This window comes from Proteus sp. GOKU (assembly GCF_015475555.1).
Taxonomy (GTDB): Bacteria; Pseudomonadota; Gammaproteobacteria; order Enterobacterales; family Enterobacteriaceae; genus Proteus; species Proteus mirabilis_B.
The window spans coordinates 927,685-946,734 of record NZ_CP034105.1; the positions used below are offsets into that span (position 1 = coordinate 927,685).

General features: G+C 36.5%; 21 protein-coding genes and 1 tRNA gene. 19 read left to right on the top strand and 3 right to left on the bottom strand.

The genetic code is table 11. The features are described from left to right. Positions 1-28 precede the first annotated feature (28 nt). Entirely contained in the window at positions 29-1,330 is a 1,302-nt protein-coding gene (eno, locus tag EHE21_RS04235; RefSeq protein WP_072070732.1) for a phosphopyruvate hydratase, read from the top strand. A gap of 320 nt (positions 1,331-1,650) precedes the next feature. Next, positions 1,651-3,033 (top strand): SLC13 family permease, encoded by a 1,383-nt coding sequence (locus EHE21_RS04240; RefSeq protein ID WP_088493586.1) that lies wholly within the window; start codon positions 1,651-1,653, stop codon positions 3,031-3,033. Positions 3,034-3,304: 271 nt separating this feature from the next. Here the strand turns inward: EHE21_RS04240 and mltD are convergent, their stop codons facing one another. Together mltD and gloB are read right to left on the bottom strand one after the other, a co-directional pair. Further along, positions 3,305-4,639 (bottom strand): murein transglycosylase D, encoded by a 1,335-nt coding sequence (gene mltD / locus EHE21_RS04245; RefSeq protein ID WP_088493585.1) that lies wholly within the window; start codon positions 4,637-4,639, stop codon positions 3,305-3,307. Positions 4,640-4,714: 75 nt separating this feature from the next. Beyond that, on the bottom strand, positions 4,715-5,470 hold the full coding sequence (gene gloB, locus EHE21_RS04250) for a hydroxyacylglutathione hydrolase (protein WP_194951939.1): 756 nt from the start codon (positions 5,468-5,470) through the stop codon (positions 4,715-4,717). 38 nt (positions 5,471-5,508) lie between these two features. Here gloB and EHE21_RS04255 point away from each other — a divergent pair, with 38 nt between their 5' ends. Continuing rightward, entirely contained in the window at positions 5,509-6,225 is a 717-nt protein-coding gene (locus EHE21_RS04255; protein ID WP_075673395.1) for a methyltransferase domain-containing protein, read from the top strand. Between the two features lie 4 nt (positions 6,226-6,229). Here the strand turns inward: EHE21_RS04255 and rnhA are convergent, their stop codons facing one another. Next, positions 6,230-6,718, bottom strand: coding sequence for a ribonuclease HI (gene rnhA, locus EHE21_RS04260; RefSeq protein ID WP_075673396.1), 489 nt, complete (start codon positions 6,716-6,718; stop codon positions 6,230-6,232). A 65-nt stretch (positions 6,719-6,783) separates the two neighbouring features. Between rnhA and dnaQ the strand changes: the two genes are divergently transcribed. The 16 genes from dnaQ (at position 6,784) to pgk (ending at position 19,003) form a co-directional block, all read left to right on the top strand. Beyond that, a complete protein-coding gene (gene dnaQ / locus EHE21_RS04265) occupies positions 6,784-7,536 on the top strand; it encodes a DNA polymerase III subunit epsilon (RefSeq protein WP_088493582.1) in 753 nt (250 codons plus the stop codon). 123 nt (positions 7,537-7,659) lie between these two features. Further along, positions 7,660-7,736, top strand: a tRNA-Asp gene (locus EHE21_RS04270). 175 nt (positions 7,737-7,911) lie between these two features. Continuing rightward, positions 7,912-8,307: an immunity 22 family protein gene (locus EHE21_RS04275; protein ID WP_201161571.1), complete on the top strand. Its 396-nt coding sequence runs from the start codon at positions 7,912-7,914 to the stop codon at positions 8,305-8,307. A gap of 33 nt (positions 8,308-8,340) precedes the next feature. Continuing rightward, positions 8,341-8,886: a nuclease gene (locus EHE21_RS04280; protein ID WP_194951940.1), complete on the top strand. Its 546-nt coding sequence runs from the start codon at positions 8,341-8,343 to the stop codon at positions 8,884-8,886. Position 8,887: 1 nt separating this feature from the next. Next, entirely contained in the window at positions 8,888-9,241 is a 354-nt protein-coding gene (locus EHE21_RS04285; RefSeq protein WP_194951941.1) for a hypothetical protein, read from the top strand. Beyond that, the gene (locus EHE21_RS04290) at positions 9,238-9,567 is read left to right on the top strand and encodes a hypothetical protein (protein ID WP_194951942.1); all 330 of its coding nucleotides are present in this window, start codon (positions 9,238-9,240) and stop codon (positions 9,565-9,567) included. Before EHE21_RS04285 ends, EHE21_RS04290 begins: the two co-directional genes overlap by 4 nt. Before the next feature lie 177 nt (positions 9,568-9,744). Continuing rightward, the gene (locus tag EHE21_RS04295; RefSeq protein WP_194951943.1) at positions 9,745-10,443 is read left to right on the top strand and encodes a hypothetical protein; all 699 of its coding nucleotides are present in this window, start codon (positions 9,745-9,747) and stop codon (positions 10,441-10,443) included. A gap of 84 nt (positions 10,444-10,527) precedes the next feature. Then, on the top strand, positions 10,528-10,884 hold the full coding sequence (locus EHE21_RS04300; protein WP_194951944.1) for a hypothetical protein: 357 nt from the start codon (positions 10,528-10,530) through the stop codon (positions 10,882-10,884). Next, a complete protein-coding gene (locus tag EHE21_RS04305; RefSeq protein WP_194951945.1) occupies positions 10,871-11,311 on the top strand; it encodes an SMI1/KNR4 family protein in 441 nt (146 codons plus the stop codon). Before EHE21_RS04300 ends, EHE21_RS04305 begins: the two co-directional genes overlap by 14 nt. A 57-nt stretch (positions 11,312-11,368) precedes the next feature. Next, positions 11,369-11,929 (top strand): hypothetical protein, encoded by a 561-nt coding sequence (locus EHE21_RS04310; protein WP_194951946.1) that lies wholly within the window; start codon positions 11,369-11,371, stop codon positions 11,927-11,929. Between the two features lie 48 nt (positions 11,930-11,977). Then, positions 11,978-12,370, top strand: coding sequence for a hypothetical protein (locus EHE21_RS04315; protein WP_194951947.1), 393 nt, complete (start codon positions 11,978-11,980; stop codon positions 12,368-12,370). Then, complete coding sequence (locus EHE21_RS04320; RefSeq protein ID WP_194951948.1) at positions 12,357-12,815, top strand: hypothetical protein; 459 nt, start codon at positions 12,357-12,359, stop codon at positions 12,813-12,815. Before EHE21_RS04315 ends, EHE21_RS04320 begins: the two co-directional genes overlap by 14 nt. 35 nt (positions 12,816-12,850) lie before the next feature. Continuing rightward, positions 12,851-13,936 (top strand): hypothetical protein, encoded by a 1,086-nt coding sequence (locus tag EHE21_RS04325; protein WP_194951949.1) that lies wholly within the window; start codon positions 12,851-12,853, stop codon positions 13,934-13,936. A gap of 544 nt (positions 13,937-14,480) precedes the next feature. After that, positions 14,481-16,475 carry a transketolase gene (gene tkt / locus EHE21_RS04330; RefSeq protein WP_088493573.1) on the top strand — a complete coding sequence of 665 codons (1,995 nt, stop codon included), beginning with the start codon at positions 14,481-14,483 and terminating at the stop codon, positions 16,473-16,475. A 257-nt stretch (positions 16,476-16,732) separates the two neighbouring features. Further along, entirely contained in the window at positions 16,733-17,752 is a 1,020-nt protein-coding gene (gene epd / locus EHE21_RS04335) for an erythrose-4-phosphate dehydrogenase (protein ID WP_075673402.1), read from the top strand. A gap of 87 nt (positions 17,753-17,839) precedes the next feature. Then, on the top strand, positions 17,840-19,003 hold the full coding sequence (gene pgk, locus EHE21_RS04340; RefSeq protein ID WP_088493572.1) for a phosphoglycerate kinase: 1,164 nt from the start codon (positions 17,840-17,842) through the stop codon (positions 19,001-19,003). Positions 19,004-19,050: the final 47 nt, after the last annotated feature.

The window sequence follows — 19,050 nt, forward strand, 5'->3', positions numbered from 1 at the left end:
AAATTTAACTTGTACAGAGGAAAACCGAATGTCCAAAATCGTTAAAGTACTTGGTCGTGAAATTATTGATTCTCGTGGCAACCCAACAGTTGAAGCAGAAGTTCACTTAGAAGGTGGTTTTGTTGGTATGGCGGCTGCTCCATCAGGCGCATCAACAGGTTCTCGCGAAGCTTTAGAATTACGTGATGGTGATAAATCACGTTTCTTAGGTAAAGGTGTTCTGAAAGCAGTTTCAGCTGTTAATGGTCCAATCGCTAAAGCGATCCTTGGCCAGGATGCAAAAGACCAAGCTAACATCGATAAAATCATGATCGATTTAGACGGTACTGAAAACAAATCAAACTTTGGTGCAAACGCAATCCTAGCGGTTTCTTTAGCAAACGCAAAAGCAGCAGCTGCTGCGAAAGGTATGCCTTTGTATGAGCACATTTCTGATCTGAACGGTACTCACGGTCAATATTCTATGCCTCTGCCAATGATGAACATCATCAATGGTGGTGAGCACGCAGATAACAACGTTGATATCCAAGAGTTCATGATCCAACCAGTTGGCGCGCCTTCTCTGAAAGAAGCTGTGCGTATGGGTTCAGAAATCTTCCATCACTTAGCAAAAGTGCTGAAAGCAAAAGGTATGAACACTGCAGTTGGTGACGAAGGTGGTTATGCACCAAACTTAGAATCTAACGCTGCTGCATTAGCTGCTATCAAAGAAGCAGTTGAGAAAGCAGGTTACGTTTTAGGTAAAGACGTTACTCTGGCTATGGACTGTGCAGCTTCTGAGTTCTACAACAATGAAACGGGTAACTACGAACTGAAAGGCGAAGGCAAAACCTTCACTTCACAAGAGTTCACTCATTACTTAGAAGAACTGACTAAACAATACCCAATCGTTTCTATCGAAGATGGTTTAAACGAATCTGACTGGGATGGTTTCGCATACCAAACTAAAGTTCTTGGTGACAAAATCCAACTGGTTGGTGACGACCTGTTTGTAACTAACACTAAGATCCTGAAAGAAGGTATCGACAAAGGCATCGCTAACTCAATTCTGATCAAATTTAACCAAATCGGTTCACTGACAGAAACTTTAGCAGCAATCAAAATGGCGAAAGATGCAGGCTACACAGCTGTAATCTCTCACCGTTCTGGTGAAACTGAAGATGCAACTATCGCTGACTTAGCAGTTGGTACAGCAGCAGGCCAAATCAAAACAGGTTCTATGAGCCGTTCTGACCGTGTTGCTAAATACAACCAACTGATCCGTATCGAAGAAGCTTTAGGTAACAAAGCACCTTTCAACGGTCTGAAAGAAGTTAAAGGCCAAGCATAATCTTGCACCTTTGATTAAAAAATCTTATTAATTTGAAAGGGGAGAACCTTAAGTTCTCCTCTTTTTTTTAATTTTTTTCAGAAAAAACAGAATATTTATTCTTAACATCTTTGAAAAAGTGTGATGTGTAAGAGGAAATAGTGTTCAATTATTACTCTTTTATTAATAAATTGGTTAATTCTCGTGGATGAGATCCCAATTATTAGTTTTGCGCATTTTCAATGGCGAGAAATGTTTTTATATTTCACATATAACCTATTTCGTTAACAATTATGGCTTAGTGAACCTAATGTTCATATCAGCTAATGTGGAGTATTATCATGGACGCGTCCAATTTAGCCCCATCGGCGAAGTCGAGCCCGATAAACAAACGAGGGTTAATCATTCTAGCTATTGATGTGGTGTTATTACTGCTTCTGCTAGAATTTTTACCTTATGATCCAAAGGCCAATGCAGGTTTAGCATTAATGGTGTTTGTGGGTGTGTTATGGCTGACAGAAGCCATTCACGTTACGATAACAGCATTATTTATACCTATTTTAGCCGTTGTACTTGGGCTAATGAATACCAATGAGTCATTAAAGTCATTTGCGAATCCCATCATTTTCTTATTCTTCGGTGGCTTTGCATTAGCGACAGCGCTTCATATTCAAGGGCTAGATCGCTTAATTGCTAACCGCTTGTTGATGATTGCAAAAGGTAAACTTTCAATTGCTGTATTGCTGTTATTTGGTGTTACCGCATTACTCTCAATGTGGATCAGTAACACAGCAACAGCGGCAATGATGTTACCTTTAGTGTTAGGTATTTTATCTAACTTAGATATTCGTTCAGAGCGCAATACTTTTGTATTCGTATTATTAGGTGTTGCTTATAGTGCAAGTATCGGTGGTTTAGGTACGCTGGTTGGTAGCCCACCAAATGCGATTGCAGCGGCTCAGTTGAACTTAGATTTCATCACGTGGATGAAGTACGGTATTCCAATCATGGTGGTGTTATTGCCTATCATGTTTATTGTGATGTATCTGATGCTACGCCCTAACTTAAAACATAAATTTGACCTGAAATTAGAAGTGTTAGAGTGGAATAACAAACGTGTTATCACCATGATTATCTTCTTAGTTACCGTAGTATGTTGGATCTTCAGTTCTTTCATCAGCAGTGCTTTTGGTGGTGTAAAAGATTTAGATACTGTCATTGCAGTCAGTGCAGCGATTGTTATCGGTGTAACAGGTGTAGCAAGTTGGAGCCAAATCCAAGAAAACACAGAGTGGGGCGTATTAATGCTGTTCGGTGGTGGTTTAACACTGAGCGCTATTTTACAGTCTTCTGGTGCAAGCCTTGTAATGGCAGATTTCATGAAAGAAACCTTCGGTGCAAGCCACTGGTTCGTGATTATCCTTGCAGTAACAACCTTCATCATCGTATTAACTGAATTTACCAGTAATACAGCGAGTGCGGCGTTATTAGTACCAATCTTTGCAACAGTTGCACAAGCATTAGGTATGCCAGTAATGGCGTTAACTATGATTATCGGTATCGGTGCATCTTGTGCGTTCATGTTACCTGTTGCTACCCCACCAAATGCGATTGTCTTTGGCTCTGGTTATATTAAACAGACAGAGATGGTACGTGTCGGTGGTGTACTGAACTTAGTGTGTATCTTAGTTATCTCTCTGTTTGCTTGGTTCTTCTGGCTATAAGTCACTACGCTAAATTAATCAAATAGAGATAAAAACGAAGCGCTTGATAGTTAAATATCAGGCGCTTTTTTATTGCCTATCATTTGGAGTAATAGATGGCGTCGTAATCATACGAACTCAAATAGAGGGAAAGGAATAAAGGGAAGAATGAAAAGATGCGTTTTTCTTGGGAGGGATCACCCATAGAGAAGAAAGAAAAAAGCCATCTCTATTTATCACCTCTAAGGTATTAAATATATTGATGGCTTTAAAGAAACTAAAGTTCAGAAGACTATTTTACATACAGTGTTAATTGAGTACCCGGTTTTAACATTTTAATATCAGCGTTCCAGCTCATTAACTGCTTTAGGTTAATGCCGTGGCGGCGGGCAATACTGTAATAAGAATCACCTTGGCGCACTTTATAATAGCTTGGTGAAGGTTTTGTTGGTTTCGTTGTTGTAGTGCTACTGACACTACCTGCATTATGAATTTTTAATGTCTGACCAACCAGCAAAGTGCTCTTTGCATTTAACCCATTAATACGCTGTAAGTCTTTTATACTCATATTATAGCGACGAGCAATAGCGTAAAACGAATCCCCTGAACGAACCTTATAAACGCCTTCTTGCTTAATAGATTGATTCGTTTTGGCAACAGCCAAGCGAATAGTTTCTAATACAGCTTCATCTTCAAAAGCGTTACGGAATTGGTCAAGCTTATTGCGAGGCAACATAATGACATGAGGGCCATTCGGTGCAGTTATTCCACGTTTATAGCCGGGATTATAGTCTTTCACGGTATTAATAGGTAACTGACTTAATTCAGCGACTTTATTTAACGTGATTTGCTCACCGACATCAAATGAAGCTAATGCTTTATCGCGATAGTTGCTTTTGGGAAAGGTAATGTTTTCTTCGTTTTCACGAATAACCTTACTTAAAGCGAGAATTTTCGGTACGTAATTCATCGTTTCTTTAGGTAAAGAAAGCGACCAATAATCTGTTGGTAAGTTTTGACTCTCATTTGCCTTTATTGCTTGCATAACACGGCCTTCACCAGCGTTATAAGCAGCAAGGGCAAGTGCCCAATCGCTATCAAACATTACATACAAGCGCTCTAGCAAATCAAGTGCCGCTTTAGTTGATGCCATAACATCACGACGACCGTCATACCATTGGTTTTGTGCCAAACCATAGTAATTACCAGTTATTGGCACAAATTGCCATAAACCCGCTGCATTGGCAGAAGAGGTAACATGGGGATTAAACGCACTTTCAACGACAGGAACAAGTGCAAGTTCCATCGGTAATTCACGTTTTTCAATTTCATCAATAATCGAATACATATAAGGCTCAGCGCGAGCAGCAACGCTCTGTATATGTTTGGGATTATTTAAAAAATATAATTCTTGCTGCGAGATCCTTTCATTTTCAGGGAGGTCCATTTTCAATTCACTTACCACATAACCCCATAAATTGGTTTTTACATCATATTGAGGTTGGTGAGAAGTTGAAGTCCCTTTCGTTGATATTGGTGTGATCGCAGACAAATTAGGTTTAATGTTCTCCGATTGCTGGCAACCTGCCAGTAGCAATATGGAGAACAAAATCGCTTTTGTCTTCATAATAGAAAAATTCATCCTGTGTGTTTTTTGAACCAAATGATACTTAGTGTGCCAAAATAAAACAACCAATAGGAATTAAAAGTTGTCTTTTAATTCTCTTAATTTTGTAAATGTCTTAATTGGAGCATAAGTATTAGTGGTTATACCTAAAATCCTTTGCAAATCAATATCGTCAGATTTCAAAAAAAGATTAATGTTCTTTTCGTTTTTCAGTGTTATTGGCACAGTAGGTTGTAAATTTTTACGCATTTCACTAACTTGGGCTAAATAATCGGTAATAAGTGCATTTTCTGGCATGATGTGGTGTGCAAAGGTCATATTTGATAGGGTGTATTCATGAGCACAACAAATTAATGTGTTATCAGGTAAAGCACTCAATCTTTGTAATGAACTGAACATTTGTTGTGCGGTGCCTTCGAATAAACGACCACAACCACCAGAAAAAAGTGTATCTCCACAAAATAAATAGGGCTCACAATAATAAGCAACATGACCCAATGTATGGCCTGGTGTGCCAATCACATTAAAAGTAAAAGAGCCAACAATAATGCGCTCTTGATTATGAATAATATTTTCAGCCCCTTTACTTTGTGTTTCTTGTGGGCCAAAAACGTCGATGTTAGGATATTTTTTTACAAGTTCAGCAACACCACCAACATGATCATCATGATGATGGGTTAATAAAATCGCGATAGGTGTTAGTGAGCGTTGTGAGAGCATTTCAATAACAGGTTTGGCTTGTGAAGGATCCACAATCACACATTCACTATTTTCATTACTTAATAGCCAAATGTAGTTATCGGATAAAGCAGGAATTCTGATAAGCTCCATATAAGTTACCTTACTTATAAAATATAAAGGGTTAAACGATGAAAGCAGCGCGTTCAGTAAAACCAATTACAATGCCGGATTCTTGGCGTGATATTCCTTGGGGGGAATATTATCGCATGGCGATTGAACTGCGTTTACAAAACTGGTGGCCGAAAATGTATGGCTTTCATTTGCTGAAACTCGGTCAACTCAGTGCCGAACTGGATACCAAATTAAGTATCGTTTCACATCAAGTCAATGTGACATCGAATGCAATAAATGCGGATGTTATCGCGTCTTTAGATTATCTACCCTTTGAAAATAAATCGGTTGATGTTTGCCTTATGGCTCATGTACTTGATTATAGTGCAGATCCCCATTGGCTATTAAGAGAAGCTGATCGTGTTTTAATTGATGATGGCTGGATAGTATTAACGAGCTTCAACCCGATTAGTTTATTAGGACTGGGTAAATGCACGCCTCTTTTGCGACAAAAACAGCCTTATTCAAGTCGTATGTTTTCACTTCGTCGCCAAATTGATTGGCTTAGTGTGCTAAATTACGAAGTGATGACACAACAGAATTTCCAGATTATGCCATTTTCAAGACCAATAAAACGTGATGGTAGCCGCTATCACACTGGTGGCTGTTTAAATTTAATTATCGCTCGCAAAAGAACGCTTCCTTTAACACCCACCGCGTTGAAATTTGCATTGCCTCGCATGAGTGTAAAAGGTCGAGTTTTAGGGGCTACACGCAATCACTCAGAGCCATAGCACATTATTCGTTAGCTGTTTTATCTTTCTGACTTTCAATATAGCCAGTGTCTTCTTGTGTCGGTGATTGAGCCGCTGTTTTTGCTAATTCATCACAACGTTCATTTTCATCATGACCAGCATGGCCTTTTACCCAATGCCATTCAATTTCATGACGAGTAATAGCACTATCTAAGCGTTTCCATAAATCGACATTAAGCACAGGGCTTTTGTCTGCTTTACGCCACTGGCGCTTTTTCCAGCTATGGATCCACTGCGTAATACCCTGTCTGACATATTGGCTATCTGTTGTCAGTGTAATTTTACAAGGGAATTTTAATGTTTCTAATGCTACGATAGCGGCAAGAAGTTCCATTCGGTTATTGGTGGTCATAAAAAAACCTTCACTTAGGGTTTTTTCATGTTGTTGATAGCGTAAAATAGCGCCATAACCACCGGGGCCTGGGTTGCCTAAGCATGAACCATCGGTGAATATTTCTACCTGCTTGTGCATAAAGGCGACTTATCCTTTTTGATTAATACGAAAAACTAACCTTAAGTCTGACATAAAAACGGATTATGAGCACTCCAATCACACGACAAATTGTACTTGATACCGAAACCACCGGTATGAATAAGCTGGGCGTTCATTATGAAGGTCATAATATCATTGAAATTGGTGCCGTAGAGGTTATCAATCGTCGATTAACAGGGCGAAATTTCCATGTTTATATTAAGCCTGAAAGATTAGTTGATCCCGAAGCGTTTGAAGTTCACGGCATCAGTGATGAGTTTTTAGAGGATTGTCCTTCTTTTGCCGATATTGCTGACGAGTTTTTAGAATATATTCGTGGCGCAGAGCTGATCATTCATAACGCATCGTTCGATATCGGCTTTATGGACTATGAGTTTAGAAAGCTTAATCGTGATATTCCGCCTACTGAAACGTTCTGCCAAATTACCGATAGCCTTGCAATGGCGAGGGCATTATTCCCTGGTAAACGAAATAACCTTGATGCCTTATGTGATAGATACTTAATAGATAACTCTAAACGTACTCTTCACGGCGCGTTATTGGATGCTGAAATACTTTCTGATGTTTACTTGGCGATGACCGGTGGACAAACAGCACTAGCATTTTCAATGGATGGTGAATCAAGTAACGAACAAGAGCAAAATGATATTCAGCGTATTGAACGCCCCGTTTCAGGATTAAGAGTAATAAGAGCAACCGCAGAAGAACTTGCCGAACATGAGTCTCGATTAGACCTAGTTGAGAAGAAAGGCGGACATTGTTTATGGCGTCCGGCATCAAATGATGAGGCAGTCTGAATATAAAAAAAGCAGAAATGGTTAGTTGAGATTAAAAACTATCCAAATGCATCTTTTTGTTAGAAAAACAGTTGACGACAAGGCAAGAGATTCGTAATATTCACCTCGTCCGAAAGGATACGCGGAGCGGTAGTTCAGTTGGTTAGAATACCTGCCTGTCACGCAGGGGGTCGCGGGTTCGAGTCCCGTCCGTTCCGCCAACATTCCAAACCCCAGCATTTATGCTGGGGTTTTTGCGTTTTACAGCCTCAGCAATTTTCTCTTCCCGTATTTTTCTAAGCCACTATTTCTTGCTTTCAATATTTGATATCACTATCTTAGAATTTATTAATGATATTAATACTATGTACAATGGCATTTCGCAGGGTAATCAATATGGAAAATAGAGTACATTTATGGATTGGCAGTAATTTTTCTTCTGAAGAAGAGTATATGCACTATTTTGAGTTAGATTACTCTGAGGAAGACGGAATTGACTCTCCTAATTATAGAGTATGTGGATTCTGCAAAGATCTGGGGATGGTGTGGTACGACGAAGATTTTATTGGTGTTATCCCTCGTTTTGATAACAATGTTACGCTTGATGAAGTTTTGGTAGATGCAGCTGTTGATGAAAGTGAAATATCGTTTATTAAAGCTAAATGTGAAGAGCTAGGAATTAAAAGTGCTAACGCTATATTTTGGTATCAAAATCCTGAACTTGTTATCAAAAAGAGCGATAACCAAACCTATAATAATTTACATTATATTGGCGAATATAATGGTGATTAGCTGGTTTAAAAATTAATTTAGGCTGGGCTGAGCATGCTATTAACGCTTGATGAAATCACAAAAGAGCTAGAAGATAAATTTTCTCCTTTAGGAGAGGATTTTAATGATTTAATTCTTTTTAAAAGAAAAGCACCACTTACAGATTTCGGTTTGCTAGAACAGACGCTAACACTCTCTCTTCCTGATGATTTTACCTCTTTTATCTCTCTCTATAATTTAGATAATTTCTCATTATTTAATATCAGTTTTGGCTGTGGTGAAGATTATCTTGAAAGACTTTTCATGCTAAATGGCTTCAATGAGTTTGCTCAATGGTGGATTGGAGATAAACGACCTGAAAACATCATTGTTATTGCATTGTCAGATCCTTATACCATCTTATTAAATACTCTAACTGGGAATGTTTTTGCAATGACAAGTGAGTCATCTATGGATAGTTTTGAACATATTGCAGTGAATTTTTTTGCTTTTTTTCGCGCAGTTGCCACACTGTTTTTAACTGATATTTCACCAGATAGAATTATTGACCTAACCTCATCTCAAACAACTTCATTTTGGCATCAATTAAAACTTGAATAAGATGAAAAATATAAAGAAAAAAGAGCTAGTTTATGATGGTTTTGAAGATGATTTTTATCAGCTAAATCACCTTATTCAATGTCCTTATTATGATGAGGATATGTCAGTTAGCGTAACGCAATTAAGAGACTTAAACAGCCTAGATAAAGAGGTAAAACAGCAGGTAATAAATAAGGTAAAAGGACTCACTTTAAATCAAGGAACGCGTTATAGCTATGATGGTTTATCAGTAATGTATGATCTTCAAAAATCAAAAAAAGAGAATATGCAGTTGCTTGGTTTATTTGCTATTGGTGAAAGACAGCCTGCGCGGTATCAAATCATAGTCTTAGGGATATTTAGGATTAATTTATGAACACGGAATTTTATTTACGTTTAAGTATGCTATCTAAAACGCTCGACCATTTTTATTATCAAGAATTTGAAACTGAACAAGCCGAATACAATAAAAATAAAGAGATAAAACAAGCCATTGTTCAGTTTGTCCTTGAAATGAAAGAACAGGGTGAGCAAGCATTAATTGATGAGGCTCTAAATCTTATATTTCATAATACTGGTTGTCATATTGATTGCGAAATTCTAAATGAAATCATGCTTCCTGTTATTGAACAAAAAATCATTACACCAGAATTGATTGATAAAAATCTGAGAGAAAATTCACCTATGGGGCGTTGGTTTTAATACAATTGGATAATAATTATGATACTTTTATCGAGGAAATTTAAGATAAGTATTATTATATTCTTCTCATACTGAATTTTTAGTGGAATTTATTCTTTATCAAGTCTAATTTATTATAAATAAATTCAATTCGATATTGAAATAGTGAATCTTCAATAAGTATTATAAGGAAATAGTATGATTGGATCATATCAAGTATTAGACTATGAAAATAATTTAATTTTTTCATTTGAAAATTTAGTTGAATGTTATGACTACAAAAATACAAATAAAACACAATCATTTGTTTTTATTGGATTGAAAGAAAAAGTTTTACATCTTGAAAAAGGTAAAAACTATTATGTGGTTTCTCAAAATTATGATGGTCGATTAGGATTTTCTTTTAATTTAATTAAATATCATTTTTATGGAAACAACTTAATTGTAGATTCTTATTTTACTCCAGGGATGTATGTTTCTGGTGTGGCTTCATTACTTGAATTCCATGAGGATAGTAAAGAAAGAATTTGGTTGGAAATGAGTGGTGAATTAAAAAATATATATATCTCAGCGAGTTATGTTAAAAATGGATTTCCTGGGAAAATTTTAAAAGATGAGTTAGTGATTGAGGGAAAATATATTCAAGATTACTATTCTTTCTTTTGTGAATTGGGATATTCCTTATTAGGCCCTTATGGTTATATGGGCAGTAATCTTGATGCAGTTAGAGATTTGTTTATTGATATAGCTGAAATTCCAGAAAGAAAAATAACATGGATTGATAGTAATTTATCATTTATGGCTATTGATAGTACGATACCTTCTGGATATTATCCATCTCTAGCGGAAGAGATGGTTTCTATATTAGAAGATTTCTTTATTTTAGAGTTAAAATAATACTGTCATAAATTTAAAGATAAAATAATAGTAGGCTATATTACTTTAATTAAGTTGTGATTTTTTTTAACTAGTGGATTAATCATGAAAAAAGATAAACTTGTTATCAATGAAATATACAAAGAATTATTTGAAGATAATCTTAAGCAATATAGTGAAAGGTTAAATAGACAAGATCCAGAAAGTTATCATGAAGGTACTTTCTCTCAAGTGAATAAGATTTTTGTTAATTTATCAGAAAAAGAAAAGCAATCAGTGATTGATATGATGAAAATCGTGATGACAGATACCGCATCAACAATATTCGGAATGCTAGACGGTACTCATTTCGTTAATAATATCGATGAGGATTTTCAGCTTATTTATGATAATGAAGAAATTCAAGGCGACCTTCAAGACAGTTTTTTAGCGTTGGTGGAAGATAGTAATGACATCATCTGAATTTTTAATTGTATTAGAAAGTTTTAAAAAATTTATCATGGATAAAGGATTTTCTGTCATAGGGTGTTCTGATGAGCAAATTTTACAGTTAGAAGATAAGTATGGAAAATTACCTTATTTTTATAAAATCTATTTGTCCATATTAGGTTTTGAGATGGGGGATTTTAAAAAAGGAACGAGTGTTTTATATTCTGAATTAGATGATATAAATATATATTCTATTGAGTTACTTGAAGAAAATAATATTCAAATACCATTGAATTTCTTCTCGTTTTTACTACATCAAGGTTATTCTAGTTTGTTTTTTATAGATAGGGAATGTGATGATCCTGACGTTTATGTTTATACGGAAGGTGATAAAGTAAAGAAAACAAAGCTTAAATTTTCCGAATGCCTATTAGCAGAAATTGACTACTATAAAGAGTAATTAAGAATAATCAGGAATTGAATAACGACTATTTGAATATACTTGAGATAAGTAAGAATGAATAAAAATTATTTAGTTGCAACTATTGGTAATCAATCCATCCATTCTGTAGTTGGGCGCATAGGTGGAAATATTCCTGAATACTTTTTAGATAAAAGTGAACAGATTGATGGATATAAATTTTATCTATCTATTGAGCATCCAGCACAAAAAGGAATGTATTTAACCATATTAGTTCCTCAACAGTATGACATAATGCTTGAAAAGAATATTTACCCTCATTGTGCAATAAAAGTTATTCCACATACATCGTCAATAGAAAGCAAAAACTGTAATTACACATTAGAACAGATCAATAAAATGAACTTAGTTGGCTATAAGACGGCATTGGAAGGTGAGTTTATTACGGTAACATCTCAATTTAACTTATTGCAGGATGAAATCTATTACTTTGAAAATCTTGCTGATGCAGGGTATAAACCTTTTTTACAAATAGATGAAGATTACTATCCTGAAGAACTTCTTACTGGCTCCTATATTTTTGGTTACGGAGCTTTGTATCTTTATCAACATGAAGAAACTAAAGAGGTTATTGCTGGTTTTTGGCAATATAGCTAATTTATTAATATTCTACTTTCTATCAAAATGGGATGAGCCAGAATAAGAATGAAATATTTTGCTAGAGTTGTTGCCCTCAATCCTTATGTGGAAGAAGAGGTTACACTCTCTTTTGGTGAATATGAAATTTGTTGTTTTATTAATGAGCCCAATGTATTTGTGATAGGGGAAGTCTATTTAGTCGAGTTAGTATTAATGTTTTTTGATGATATTGAGATTAAACCATCAAATGATCACGTTATGTCGTTGACTCAAATTGGAAATTCTTTTGCTTATCAATTAAATGGTAAATTGCTTGATAATAAGTTTATTGTCACTAATTTAGTTTTTGAAGATGATCTATTTTATCAATATTCACATATTGAAAATCAGTATGTTATGTTGAAATCAGACAGAATTAACGTAGAAATAATTGAGTCTATTAGTCATGAGCTTTTTTAACGAAATCCAACAAAAAATTAGCATTACACCTTTCTTTTCTAATATGGGAAAGGGAAGCTTCGATGATAAAAAAATTATCTATTTTCAAAGTATCCAAGCTTGTTTTGAATCGTCTTTAAATGTCGAATGGTTGCCAACTTCTCCCACGCAAGATGATCCTTTCTATATAAAACAAGAATATCCCAAAGATTTGGTCGAGATGCGATTAGTCGTCAGTAAGGCAGTGATAGAAAGTCTAAAAGCATTTCCTGTGCCAGATAGTCAATTTCAATACGATGTACATAACTTTAAAATTGCAGCAAGAAATGCGATATGTTACGCATTTAGACAGTATCTTACTGAAAAATATTTCAATTATGGTGACAACTGGGAAAATATCATTCAGATTTACTACCAAGGTCATTTTCCGATAGGTTTTTATAAAAAGAAATTAGTGGTGATTTAACTGCGGATTAGTTGAAAAAGGGGAGCGTGTACAAAATGGAATTGAATCAATGGTTTTGCTCTTACTTAGAGCATAAGTATAAAAGTAAGGCGCTCCACCTTAACAGCAATGATTTTGAGTACTGTATAGGCGATGATAATAACGCAGAGTTATTTTTTAAAAAGAATAAAGACAATACTGTTATTGGCTGGGATGCAGAGTTACAGCCGAGTGATCCGAGCTATTCTGACAATGAAGGTAAGCTAGTTGGCTTAGAAAAATACCGAAATAAAATCACTATTTACGATGAGCAAAATTTTTATTATTTAATCATAACCATTAATTCAATAGGTTTTATAAGAAAACTTAATTTTTATAATCGAATGAATGATTTCATTAAAGAATATTGCTTCTTTCAGTTATCACGATTAAATAACATTGAAATGCTCAATGGTGGGCAGATAGATCAACTTCGCCAGTTTTTATTTAAGTTTTTTCTTTATTGTCATCCCGTTAATTATGACACCTTAGCATCGTTTAGTATGATAAATGGATGTATTACCCATATCCCAAGTAAAGTCAAAGCTTCTGAATATATTGAAGATTATTACCATAACTACTTAGTAAATTACCCATCTATTACTAATAACGTGGATGTTAAAACCGAAGAAATTCAGGCAATAAAAGCATTATCATTACAATTGCTTAAAGCGCTTGAAGGAAAAGAGCAACCAATTATTTATCCTGAAAATAATCATAGTACGTGGTTGTTACATCAACTTAATCATATTGATGATTTTCTTTATGCTTATCATCATAATAATACTGACTTTTTTGAACAACTAAGCCAAGCATTAGATATGTTGGGTAATGGTGATTATGACAAATATTGCTTAAGCACTTTTTTACAAAACTACGTTATGTATATTCTCTTTTTCGATTTTGACGAGATAGATAAATTAACGGCTTTCTTTATTAAACATAAAATGAAAAGCAAACTTTCGCGCATTATTAATAAGATGTTTTCTGAAACTATTTTTCTGCAAAAAATAATAAGAGAAAAGAATATTCAATTAACACAGAAAAAAGAAATTTTAAGCTTAATGAAAGTCAAAACACGAAAAATATATTCTTTATCGTAACAAACTTTATAAAAACCTTCTTAAAATGGCTTAATTACTTATTTTTTAACTCATTTTGCTAAGGTGGTAAGTAACATTTACGTTACGCTGATTTTTCCTTTTAGCTATATATGATGTAAATAAGATTTTTATTACTGAATCAGTGAATTATCTGCTTTTTATCTTTTTTAAGCTCTTATAATTCTACGTCCTTGTAACAAGTTCAGTCAGTTATTAGGCTATAATTAAAACAAATACGGTATTTATTTGATTTGATGGATAATTCAGCAATGAAATTTTATCTTGATTAGTCATATCAAGCTAAGGTTTAATAGCACGCTTCTCAATTGCGCAAATCATTGTCTTTTTTGCTTTTTGTTGCGCAACAATGCGGTGGTGTAATGTTATTTTCCGCTTTGATCGTAAAAAATGCCGTGCAAATCAAAGAATTATTGCTTTATGCTAATTACGATAGCCACCTTTGTGGATTTTTTATATTGCGGTTTTTTGCCCGCATTGAGAGAATCAGCTATCTAGATGCTTTTTATCCGACTTGGAGTAGAAAATGACCACTCGTAAAACCCTTGCTAATGCGATCCGTTTTTTAAGTATGGATGCTGTGCAAAAAGCTAAATCAGGACACCCTGGCGCCCCTATGGGTATGGCTGATATTGCAGAAGTATTATGGCGTGATTTTTTAAATCATAACCCAACTAACCCTAACTGGGCTGATCGTGACCGTTTCGTTTTATCTAATGGTCATGCTTCAATGCTGATTTACAGCTTACTGCACCTGTCTGGTTATGATCTTTCTTTAGATGATCTGAAAAACTTCCGTCAATTGCATTCTAAAACACCTGGTCACCCAGAATATGGTTACACCGCTGGTGTTGAAACAACAACAGGTCCTTTAGGTCAAGGTATTGCAAACGCAGTGGGTTTTGCTATTGCAGAACGTACATTAGCGGCTCAATTTAACCGTCCTGGTCATGATATCGTTGACCACTACACCTACGCCTTTATGGGTGATGGTTGTATGATGGAAGGTATCTCTCACGAAGTGTGTTCTTTAGCGGGAACATTACAGTTAGGTAAACTGATTGCATTTTATGATGACAATGGCATCTCTATTGATGGTCAAGTGCATGGTTGGTTTACTGATAACACTGCAGAACGTTTCGACGCTTATGGCTGGCATGTAATCAGTGGCATTGATGGTCACGATGCAGCAAGCATTAAAGCCGCTGTTGAAGCAGCAAAACAAATCACTGACAAACCTTCACTGTTGATTTGTAAAACCACTATCGGTTTCGGTTCTCCTCATAAAGCAGGTACTGCTGATTCTCACGGTTCTCCATTAGGTGATGCAGAAATCGCTGAAACACGTAAAGCGTTAGGCTGGGAATACGGAGCATTCGAAATTCCACAAGAAATTTATAAAGAGTGGGATGCAAAAGAAGCGGGTAAAGCAAAAGAAGCTGCATGGGATGCTAAATTTGCTGCATACGCAGCACAGTTCCCTGAATTAGCGGCTGAATTCAAACGTCGTGTTTCTGGTGAATTACCAGCAAACTGGGAAAAAGATTCCAAAGCATTTATTGAAAATCTGCAACAAAACCCTTCAAGCATTGCAAGCCGTAAAGCTTCTCAAAATGCATTAGAAGCATTCGGTAAAGTATTACCTGAATTCATGGGCGGTTCTGCGGACTTAGCACCAAGCAACCTGACTATGTGGTCTGGTTCTAAAGCACTGAACGAAGACAAAGCGGGTAACTACATCCATTACGGTGTTCGTGAATTCGGTATGTCCGCAATCATGAACGGTATTGCATTACACGGCGGTTTTGTTCCTTACGGCGCGACCTTCCTGATGTTTATGGAATATGCACGTAATGCTGTACGTATGGCTGCACTGATGAAGATCCGCAGTATCTTTGTTTATACTCATGACTCTATCGGTCTGGGTGAAGATGGTCCAACTCACCAACCTGTTGAGCAAATGGCTAGCCTGCGTGTAACGCCAAACGTGAGCACATGGCGTCCATGTGACCAAGTTGAATCAGCTGTTGCATGGAAATATGCAATTGATCGTAAAGATGGCCCAACAGCGCTGATCTTCTCTCGTCAAAATCTTGCACAACAACCACGTACTCCAGAGCAACTGGCAAACATCGAGAAGGGTGGTTACATCCTGAAAGATTGCGCAGGTACTCCAGAATTAATCTTTATCGCAACAGGCTCTGAAGTTGAATTAGCGGTTAGCGCTTATGAACAACTGACAGCGGAAGGCCGTAAAGTACGTGTTGTTTCTATGCCAGCAACTGATGCATTTGATAAACAAGATGCAGATTACCGTGAAGCAGTATTACCAACATCAGTGAAAGCTCGTGTTGCTATCGAAGCGGGTATTGCTGACTACTGGTTCAAGTATGTTGGTTTAGATGGTGCGATTGTAGGTATGCGTAGCTTCGGCGAATCTGCACCTGCAAACGAACTATTTGAAGAGTTTGGTTTTACTGTTGAAAATGTGGTTACACAGGCAAAATCTTTACTTAAATAATCAATAAGTGTTAACAAGAGCACATTTTTGGGAAGAATTTCTCAGATGTGCTCTTTTTTTATCCTTCCATCTTTGTTTACTATTGCGATCTTCTCTCATTTCTCGTAATCTGATTATCAGTAAGCTGAACCGTTTCAGTTAATCCTAAAATGTCGGTGACTGCACAATTTCTAGATTTACTTGATTTATCGTTGTTGATTAGTATCTTGCTCTATTATTCTAAGCGGTTGCAAATCACAAGTTATCAAGGGAGTCACATGACAATCAGAGTCGCTATTAACGGTTTTGGTCGTATAGGGCGTAATGTGTTAAGAGCGCTTTATGAATCAGGTAAACGAGCTGAAATAACAGTTGTTGCAATAAATGAATTGGCTGATGCACAAGGTATTGGGCATCTTCTCAAGTATGACTCTAGTCACGGACGTTTTGCTTGGGATGTACGAATTAATAACGATTTATTGCAAGTGGGTGATGATACTATTCGTCTTTTTCACCACGCTGATATTACTGATTTACCTTGGGGTGAACTTGGTATCGATGTTGTACTTGATTGTAGTGGTGCTTATGGCTCTCGTGCTGATGGTGAAGCACATATTGCACAAGGCGCAAAGAAAGTACTTTTTTCTCATCCCGGTACAACTGATTTAGATGCAACTGTCGTTTTTGGTGTCAATCAACACGAACTAAAAAAAGAGCACCGAATTGTTTCAAACGCATCTTGTACAACGAATTGCATTATTCCCATTATTAAAATGATGGATGACGCATTTAATATAGAATCAGGAACAGTAACAACAATCCATGCAGCAATGAACGATCAACCCGTGATTGATGCATACCATAAGGATTTACGCCGTACTCGTGCAGCAGGACAATCTATCATTCCTGTTGATACGAAGTTGGCAGCAGGAATTACTCGAATTTTCCCGAAATTTAAGGATCATTTTGAGGCAATTTCTGTACGAGTTCCTACAATTAATGTGACGGCAATTGATTTAAGTGTCACTGTAAAAACTGCTGTAAATGTGTTAGATGTCAATCGGTTAATTCAAAAATCAGCAACTGGCGCATTTCGTGGTATAGTGGATTACACAGAATTGCCATTAGTCTCAACTGATTTTAACCACGACCCTCATAGTGCAATCGTTGATGGCACACAAACAAGAGTCAGTGGGCAACACCTGATCAAGACTTTAGTCTGGTGTGATAATGAATGGGGCTTTGCTAACAGAATGCTTGATACAACGTTAGCAATGGCTGCAACTGGTTTTAAATAATCATGTTTTAATGACGGTGTCGCGTAATAATACGACGCACTGAACAGAAGATTACTAAATTTTAGAGAATCAATGAGAGGATTCATCATGTCTGTAATTAAGATGACCGATTTAGACCTAGCGGGTAAACGAGTTCTTATCCGTGCTGACCTGAACGTTCCAGTTAAAGATGGTAAAGTGACTTCAGATGCGCGTATCCGTGCTTCTTTACCAACAATTGAAGCCGCGTTAAAACAAGGCGCTAAAGTGATGGTAACTTCTCACTTAGGTCGTCCTACCGAAGGTGAGTACAACGAAGAGTTCTCTTTAAAACCAGTTGTTGACTATCTGAAAGACAAATTAACTGCACCAGTTAGCCTTGCTAAAGACTATTTAAATGGTGTTGAAGTCAATGCAGGTGAATTAGTTGTTCTTGAAAACGTTCGTTTTAACAAAGGCGAAAAGAAAGACGACGAAACTCTGTCTAAGCAATACGCTGCATTATGTGATGTATTCGTAATGGATGCATTCGGTACTGCTCACCGTGCTCAAGCGTCAACTCATGGCGTTGCTAAATTTGCACAAGTTGCTTGTGCGGGTCCACTGTTATCAGCAGAACTTGAAGCATTAGGTAAAGCATTAGATAAACCAGCTCGCCCAATGGTTGCGATTGTTGGTGGTTCTAAAGTTTCAACTAAACTGACTGTATTAGATTCCTTATCAAAAATTGCTGACCAATTAATCGTTGGTGGTGGTATCGCAAATACCTTTATCGCAGCAGAAGGTCATCCAGTAGGCCGCTCTTTATATGAAGCAGACCTGGTTGATGATGCTAAAAAGCTGATGGAAAAATGTGATATTCCAGTACCAAGTGATGTTCGCGTTGCGACTGAATTCTCTGAAACTGCAGATGCTGTTTTAAAATCAGCAAGTGACATCAAAGATGATGAACAAGTACTTGATATCGGTGATGTAACTGCTGAGCGTTTAGCAGAAATCCTGAAAAATGCGAAAACTATCCTGTGGAATGGTCCAGTAGGTGTATTCGAATTCCCTAACTTCCGCAAAGGTACAGAAATCATCGCTAATGCAATCGCAGATAGCGACGCATTCTCTATCGCAGGTGGTGGTGATACGCTGGCTGCTATTGATTTATTTGATATCGCAGACAAAATCTCTTACATTTCAACCGGTGGTGGTGCTTTCTTAGAATTCGTTGAAGGCAAAAAACTTCCTGCTGTTGCAATGTTAGAAGAACGCGCTAAACAGTAATTAAGTCAGCTCATACAGGTAGAAAGTTATTTTCTACCTGTTCCAAA

Excerpts from the sequence above, each read along its gene's own strand:
- rnhA (WP_075673396.1), bottom strand. The coding sequence starts at position 6,718 with ATGCACAAGCAGGTAGAAATATTCACCGATGGTTCATGCTTAGGCAAC.
- EHE21_RS04240 (WP_088493586.1), top strand. The coding sequence starts at position 1,651 with ATGGACGCGTCCAATTTAGCCCCATCGGCGAAGTCGAGCCCGATAAAC.
- EHE21_RS04275 (WP_201161571.1), top strand. The coding sequence starts at position 7,912 with ATGGAAAATAGAGTACATTTATGGATTGGCAGTAATTTTTCTTCTGAA.
- mltD (WP_088493585.1), bottom strand. The coding sequence starts at position 4,639 with ATGAAGACAAAAGCGATTTTGTTCTCCATATTGCTACTGGCAGGTTGC.
- epd (WP_075673402.1), top strand. The coding sequence starts at position 16,733 with ATGACAATCAGAGTCGCTATTAACGGTTTTGGTCGTATAGGGCGTAAT.
- EHE21_RS04285 (WP_194951941.1), top strand. The coding sequence starts at position 8,888 with ATGAAAAATATAAAGAAAAAAGAGCTAGTTTATGATGGTTTTGAAGAT.
- EHE21_RS04290 (WP_194951942.1), top strand. The coding sequence starts at position 9,238 with ATGAACACGGAATTTTATTTACGTTTAAGTATGCTATCTAAAACGCTC.
- EHE21_RS04310 (WP_194951946.1), top strand. The coding sequence starts at position 11,369 with ATGAATAAAAATTATTTAGTTGCAACTATTGGTAATCAATCCATCCAT.
- EHE21_RS04300 (WP_194951944.1), top strand. The coding sequence starts at position 10,528 with ATGAAAAAAGATAAACTTGTTATCAATGAAATATACAAAGAATTATTT.
- eno (WP_072070732.1), top strand. The coding sequence starts at position 29 with ATGTCCAAAATCGTTAAAGTACTTGGTCGTGAAATTATTGATTCTCGT.
- EHE21_RS04325 (WP_194951949.1), top strand. The coding sequence starts at position 12,851 with ATGGAATTGAATCAATGGTTTTGCTCTTACTTAGAGCATAAGTATAAA.
- pgk (WP_088493572.1), top strand. The coding sequence starts at position 17,840 with ATGTCTGTAATTAAGATGACCGATTTAGACCTAGCGGGTAAACGAGTT.
- EHE21_RS04255 (WP_075673395.1), top strand. The coding sequence starts at position 5,509 with ATGAAAGCAGCGCGTTCAGTAAAACCAATTACAATGCCGGATTCTTGG.
- EHE21_RS04315 (WP_194951947.1), top strand. The coding sequence starts at position 11,978 with ATGAAATATTTTGCTAGAGTTGTTGCCCTCAATCCTTATGTGGAAGAA.
- EHE21_RS04320 (WP_194951948.1), top strand. The coding sequence starts at position 12,357 with ATGAGCTTTTTTAACGAAATCCAACAAAAAATTAGCATTACACCTTTC.
- dnaQ (WP_088493582.1), top strand. The coding sequence starts at position 6,784 with ATGAGCACTCCAATCACACGACAAATTGTACTTGATACCGAAACCACC.
- EHE21_RS04305 (WP_194951945.1), top strand. The coding sequence starts at position 10,871 with ATGACATCATCTGAATTTTTAATTGTATTAGAAAGTTTTAAAAAATTT.
- gloB (WP_194951939.1), bottom strand. The coding sequence starts at position 5,470 with ATGGAGCTTATCAGAATTCCTGCTTTATCCGATAACTACATTTGGCTA.
- tkt (WP_088493573.1), top strand. The coding sequence starts at position 14,481 with ATGACCACTCGTAAAACCCTTGCTAATGCGATCCGTTTTTTAAGTATG.
- EHE21_RS04280 (WP_194951940.1), top strand. The coding sequence starts at position 8,341 with ATGCTATTAACGCTTGATGAAATCACAAAAGAGCTAGAAGATAAATTT.
- EHE21_RS04295 (WP_194951943.1), top strand. The coding sequence starts at position 9,745 with ATGATTGGATCATATCAAGTATTAGACTATGAAAATAATTTAATTTTT.